This is a genomic window from Actinoplanes sp. NPDC048791, from assembly GCF_040650095.1.
Lineage (GTDB): Bacteria > Actinomycetota > Actinomycetes > Mycobacteriales > Micromonosporaceae > Actinoplanes.
Window position 1 is genome coordinate 1 of sequence record NZ_JBEZGQ010000590.1, and the last position, 5360, is coordinate 5360.

The 5360-nt window shown below is 71.7% G+C and carries 8 protein-coding genes; 2 read left to right on the top strand and 6 right to left on the bottom strand.

Going from position 1 to position 5360, the window contains the following annotated elements:
• Positions 1-134, bottom strand: a 134-nt coding sequence (locus tag AB0C29_RS31905) for an SDR family NAD(P)-dependent oxidoreductase (protein ID WP_360828035.1), incomplete at its 3' end; no start/stop codon positions are given.
• Positions 135-157: 23 nt separating this feature from the next.
• Here AB0C29_RS31905 and AB0C29_RS31910 point away from each other — a divergent pair.
• Positions 158-505, top strand: coding sequence for a VOC family protein (locus AB0C29_RS31910; RefSeq protein WP_360828021.1), 348 nt, complete (start codon positions 158-160; stop codon positions 503-505).
• Here AB0C29_RS31910 and AB0C29_RS31915 read toward each other — a convergent pair.
• The 5 genes from AB0C29_RS31915 to AB0C29_RS31935 form a co-directional block, all read right to left on the bottom strand.
• Positions 502-1308 carry an inositol monophosphatase family protein gene (locus tag AB0C29_RS31915; RefSeq protein WP_360828024.1) on the bottom strand — a complete coding sequence of 269 codons (807 nt, stop codon included), beginning with the start codon at positions 1306-1308 and terminating at the stop codon, positions 502-504. The two genes, AB0C29_RS31910 and AB0C29_RS31915, sit on opposite strands and share 4 nt — an antisense overlap.
• The gene (locus AB0C29_RS31920; RefSeq protein ID WP_360551624.1) at positions 1301-1756 is read right to left on the bottom strand and encodes a response regulator; all 456 of its coding nucleotides are present in this window, start codon (positions 1754-1756) and stop codon (positions 1301-1303) included. Before AB0C29_RS31920 ends, AB0C29_RS31915 begins: the two co-directional genes overlap by 8 nt.
• Positions 1757-1784: 28 nt before the next feature.
• Positions 1785-3383 (bottom strand): ATP-binding protein, encoded by a 1599-nt coding sequence (locus AB0C29_RS31925; RefSeq protein WP_360828027.1) that lies wholly within the window; start codon positions 3381-3383, stop codon positions 1785-1787.
• Complete coding sequence (locus AB0C29_RS31930) at positions 3380-4576, bottom strand: fused response regulator/phosphatase (protein ID WP_360828029.1); 1197 nt, start codon at positions 4574-4576, stop codon at positions 3380-3382. The genes AB0C29_RS31925 and AB0C29_RS31930 overlap by 4 nt, the downstream gene beginning before the upstream one ends.
• Before the next feature lie 148 nt (positions 4577-4724).
• On the bottom strand, positions 4725-5072 hold the full coding sequence (locus tag AB0C29_RS31935; protein ID WP_360551618.1) for a hypothetical protein: 348 nt from the start codon (positions 5070-5072) through the stop codon (positions 4725-4727).
• Between the two features lie 66 nt (positions 5073-5138).
• Between AB0C29_RS31935 and AB0C29_RS31940 the strand changes: the two genes are divergently transcribed.
• Positions 5139-5360, top strand: a 222-nt coding sequence (locus tag AB0C29_RS31940; RefSeq protein ID WP_360828032.1) for a hypothetical protein, incomplete at its 3' end; no start/stop codon positions are given.

A 5360-nucleotide genomic window follows, 5' to 3' on the forward strand; every position in this document is an offset into this window, starting at 1 on the left:
CGGGCGACCAGCACGACGCGGGCGCCGGCGCCGCCCAGCGCGCCGGCCATGGCCCGGCCGATCCCCGAACTGCCGCCGGTCACGACTGCGGTCCGGCCGGTCAGACCGAAAAGCTCAGACAGGTACGCAGACATGCGGGCACCCTAATATCCGAAGGATGGCGTTCACCGAGGCATTTCCCGTCATCACCGTGGCCGACCTGCCCGCCGCCGTCGCTTTCTACACCGACGGGCTGGGCTTCACCGAGCAGTACCGCTTCCCGGCCGAGGGTGAGCCGGTCTTCGTGACCCTGCGCCTCGGCCGGAGCGAGCTGGGCATCGGCGCCGACGCGACCGCCGGCCACGAGCTGTGTGTCTATGCCGACGACTGCGACGAGGCCGTCGCCCGGCTGCGTGCGGCCGGCGCCGAGATCCTGGCCGAGCCGGCCGACCAGCCCTGGGGCGAACGACTGGCCCGCGCCGTCGATCCCGGCGGCCACAAGCTGATGATCCTGTCGAAGCTCTAGGCGAACAGGGCGGCGTGCACCGTCCGCCAGATGTCCTCGTTGGCCGCCACCAGCAGGCCGCGCTCCGAGTCGGTCGGCCGGTACGCCGAGCCGTCGAGGTGCAGCACCGTGCCACCGGCCTCGCGCACGATCAGCGACCCCGGCACGTGGTCCCAGGGCAGGATCCGCCAGAAGGTGGCGAACTGCTGCTCGTCGGAGACGACGGCCGGATACTCGTAGCCGGCGCAGTGGTGGCCGCCGGTCACCGTGCCCAGCGTGGCGATCCGCTGCTCGATCCGCTCGCGCAGGTCGTCGGGGAAGTAGTTGCGCGACAACGAACCGGTCAGCCCGGCCGCACCCGGATCGTCGGTGCGGGTCTTGACCCGCAGCCCGTCGATGAACGTGCCGCTGCCCGCCTCCGCGACCGTCATCCGGTCGGCGACCACGTCGAGGATCCAGGACGCGGCCGGCTCCCCGTCCCGCAGCAACGCGACCATCACGGCGAACGGCGTCTTGCCGGCCGCGAAGTTGTTGGTGCCGTCGACCGGGTCGACGATCCAGACCGCGCCCGAGTCACCGACGCGGCCCAGCACGCCCGGGTCGGCCGCCACCGCTTCCTCACCGACGACCTGCGAGCCGGGCAGCAGCGCGGTCAGGCCGGCGGTCAGCGCCCGCTCCGACTCCTGGTCGGCGATGGTGACCAGGTCGCCGGGCGACTTCTGCTGGATCTCGGAGTCGCTCAGATGCCGCCACCGGGGCAGCACGATGGTCTGCGCCACCTCCCGGACCAGGGTGGTGACCTCGTCGATCAGGTCGTCACGCACGCGGCGGCAACTTCACGACGCTGACGAAGAACTCGTCGATCTGCCGGATCACCGAGATGAACCGGTCGAAGTCGACCGGCTTGGTGACGTAGGCGTTGGCGTGCAACTGGTAGCTGCGCAGGATGTCCTCGTCGGCGGCCGAGGTGGTCAGCACCACCACCGGGATGCGGCAGAGGTCGTCGTCCTTCTTGATCTCCTCGAGCACCTCCCGGCCGTCGCGGCGGGGCAGGTTCAGATCGAGCAGGATCAGGTCGGGCCGCAGCGCACCCTCGTACGCGCCCTCGCGGCGCAGGTAGGCCAGCGCCTCGGCGCCGTCGGACACCACGGTCAGCCGGTTGCGGACCTTGTGCTCCTCGAACGCCTCCTGCGTCATGAGCACGTCGCCCGGGTCGTCCTCGACGAGCAGCACCTCGATGGGTGTGCCGTCCTGCCGCACCGCACCCGTCATGCCGAGCCTCCTTCAGCACGTTCCGGCGTCATGCCGCGACCTCATCCTGTTTCCGGGGTTCCGCCACCGGCACCCCGGCGAGCAGCGGCAACGTGAAGTAGATCGACGTGCCCTCGGTCACCTCGAGGTCGAGCCAGATCCGTCCGCCATGGTATTCGACGATCTTCTTGACGATGGCCAGCCCGATGCCGGTGCCCTCGTACGCGTCCCGCGCGTGCAGCCGCTGGAAGATGACGAAGACCTTGTCGGCGAACTCGGGCTCGATGCCGATCCCGTTGTCCCGGACGTTGATCTGCCACTCCTCCTCCAGCCGCTCGGCCGTGACCCGGATCACCGGGGCGACGTCCGGGCGGCGGAACTTCAGCGAGTTGCCGACCAGGTTGACGAAGAGCGTGGTGAGCAGCGGCTCCTCGCCCTCCACGGTGGGCAGGTCGGCCCAGGTGATCTCGGCGTCGTCCCCGGCCCGGGCCTCCAGCTGCGACTTCACCTCGGTCAGCACCCGGTCCAGGTCCACGTCGGTGAAGCCCGCGGTGAGCCGGCCGATCCGGGAGAACGCCAGCAGGTCGTTGATCAGGCGCTGCATCCGCTGAGCGCCGTCGACCGCGAAGGCGATGTACTGGTCCGCGCGCTCGTCCATCTGGCCCGCGTAGCGGCGCTGGAGCAACTGGCAGAAGCTGGCCACCTTGCGCAGCGGCTCCTGCAGGTCGTGCGAGGCCACGTAGGCGAACTGCTCGAGGTCGCGGTTGGACCGGGTCAGCTCCTCCGCCTGCTGCTTGAGCTGGTCGTTGACCCATTCGATCTGCTCGCGGGCCTCGCGCACCTCGGTCAGCTCGCTGGCGATCTGCCGGCGCATCCCGTCCACGTCGGCGGCCAGGGTGCGCAGCTCGGGGGATCCGCTGCTGGTGATCTGCTTGTCGTAGTCGCCGCGGGCCACCTCGCGGACCTGCTCGGCCAGCTCGGTCACCGGCCGGCTGACCAGGCGGTCGAGCAGCAGGAAGAGCACCGCTCCGGCCAGGATGACGACCACCGCCGCGAAGATCTCCAGCGCCACCAGCACGGTGCCGGTGCGCTTGGCCGCCTCGGCCGCATCGGTGCGGACCACGAAGATGGCTCTCTGCAACTCGGAGATCGCCGCTCGCAGCGCGTCGAACCGCGCGGTGTCGGCCGCGTCGACCAGCGCTTGGCCGGCTTCCGGCCCGCGGGCACGAACGGTGTCGATCACCGGCACCGCGACGGCGGTCCGCCACTCGTCGGCCCGCTGTTGCACTGCCAGCAGCGAGGCTCGGACGCCGGGGTCACCGTTGACGTCGCCGTTGAGCCGGTTGATCTCGGCCAGCAGCTTGCTCTGCGCCGCGAGACCCTCGTTGTAGGGCTTGAGGCTGTCCTCGTCACCGCTGATCGCGTAACCACGGATGCCGGTCTCCTGGTTGACCGCGGCGGTGTTGAGGCTCTCGCCCGAGGAGCGCATCGGGCCGGTCTTGTTCAGGATGGTGTCGATGTGCTCGTTGCTGTTGGCGGCGGTGATCGCGGCGAAGACGCCCAGGATGGTGAGCAGCAGCGCGACGGTCATCGACAGGGCCACCACCCTGCGGCGCAGTGTCCAGGTGCGCAGGTCGAGCAGGCTCATCGGCCGCCGCCCCGGGAGATCAGCAGCATCGCCACGTCGTCGGCGAGGGGGCCACCGTTGCCCTGCTCGGCCCGGCCGACCAGCCAGGCCGGGAGGGCCGCCAGCGGCACCTGGGTGGCGGCCGGCTCGGCGAGCACGCCGCACAGCCCGTCCACGTCGAGACGTTCGTTGCCCACGCCGGTGTGCCCCTCGATCAGTCCGTCGGTGTACATGAGCAGAGACCAGTCGTCGCCGGAGAGCTCCACGTCGGTCGCGGGCGTGGGGGTCGGCTTGACGCCCAGCACGATGCCGCGGCGCGCGGCCACCGGCTCGGCCCGGCCGTCCTTGAGCAGCACCGGTGGCGGATGTCCGGCCAGCCGCACGGTGGCCCGGTTGGCGCTCAGGTCGAGGACCACCGACGCGACCGTGGCGAAGACCTCACGGGCCCGCCGCTCGCTCATCAGCACCTGCTCCAGCGCGCCCAGGATCTGGTCCTCCGGCACCCCGCCGAGCACCAGCGCCCGCCACGCCACCCGGAGCTCGACGCCGAGGGCGGCCTCGTCCACGCTGTGCCCGCAGACGTCACCGACGATGACGTGCAGGCGGTCGGGACCGACCTGCACCACGTCGAAGAAGTCGCCGCCGAGCAGGCCCATCGCCCGCCCGGAGCGGTAGAACGTGTGCACCGCGACCTCGGTGGTCTGCATCAGCGGCTGGGGCAGCAGGCCTCGTTCGAGCCGGGCCGACTCGGCCTGACGAAGCTCCACCTCGCGCAGCCGCTGGGTGTTCTCGTCGGCGCGCTTGCGCTCGACCGCGTACCGCAGGGCGCGGACCAGCAGGACGCCGTCGACCTGGCCCTTGACCAGGTAGTCCTGGGCGCCCTCGGCGACCGCCGCGACCCCCAGGTGCTCGTCGGAGCGCCCGGTCAGCACGCAGACCGCGGCGCTGCCGGCCACGGCGAGCAGCTTGCGCAGGCCGTCGATGCCCTCGGCGTCGGGCAGCCCCAGGTCCAGCAGGACGCACTGCACGCCGCGCATCATCGGCCGGGCCTCGCGCAGGCTGGTCGCCACCCGCAGGTCGAACAGCGCACCGGCCTCGGCGAGCAGCTCCTTGACGAGGAAGGCGTCGCCCTCGTCGTCCTCGACCAGCAGGATGCGCAGCCGTTCGGGGGCTTTCAACGCCGCCGGCGGCACTGTGAGAGCGCGTTCGCTCACCACGCCACCCCGCACGACGGGGTGCGCGCAACGGCGGCTCCGGCGCGGTGGGAACGCTTGATGGCTCGACTCCTTCGGGCGTGACCCGCTGATAGTCCACCACCGGCTGCGGACGCACAACACCGGACACCCACGGCAGCGGCGCGGCTCACGCCGGTGGCCCGTACGACGGGTCCTCGGCCACCCGGCGGGCGTGCTCGGCGATCACCTGGCCCAGGATCCCGTGCAGCCGGCCACAGTCGCCGCAGTGCAGGTTCTCGTCGAGGCGGCGGCTGCCGCAGCCGGTGCAGGTGCCCCGGTCGGCGGGATCCCGGTACGCCTCCAGGGCCCGGCACATCGCCCGCACGACATGGTCGCTGACCTGGAACGTCGCCTCCCCGAGCGCGGTACGCAGACCGAGCACGGCGGCGGGACCGGCCTCGGGCGCCGGGTCGTAGCAGGCGACCCGGTCGATGAACTCGGCGAACACGGCAGGGGGGTCGAGCGGGGCGGTCACCGCACAAAGTTATGTCACCGCCTCGAAAGATCCACGGGGTACCCGGGCGGGGCCGCAGCGGCTTAGATGGCATCCGACACCGTCGTCGAGGAGGTCCACGTGGGCGTACCCCGGATCGAGGCCGCGTCCCGGGCCCTGACCCGCCCCACCCACCGGGCGGCGGCAGCGCTGCTCGCGGTCGTGTTGCTGCTGGTCGTCGCGGTGGGGGCGCTGCAATCCGTGCGGGCGCCCGCGGCCCGGGGCATCGATGCTCCCGCCACCGAGTTCAGCGCCGGGCGCGCGTTCCAG

Excerpts from the sequence above, each read along its gene's own strand:
- AB0C29_RS31920 (WP_360551624.1), bottom strand. The coding sequence starts at position 1,756 with ATGACGGGTGCGGTGCGGCAGGACGGCACACCCATCGAGGTGCTGCTC.
- AB0C29_RS31910 (WP_360828021.1), top strand. The coding sequence starts at position 158 with ATGGCGTTCACCGAGGCATTTCCCGTCATCACCGTGGCCGACCTGCCC.
- AB0C29_RS31925 (WP_360828027.1), bottom strand. The coding sequence starts at position 3,383 with ATGAGCCTGCTCGACCTGCGCACCTGGACACTGCGCCGCAGGGTGGTG.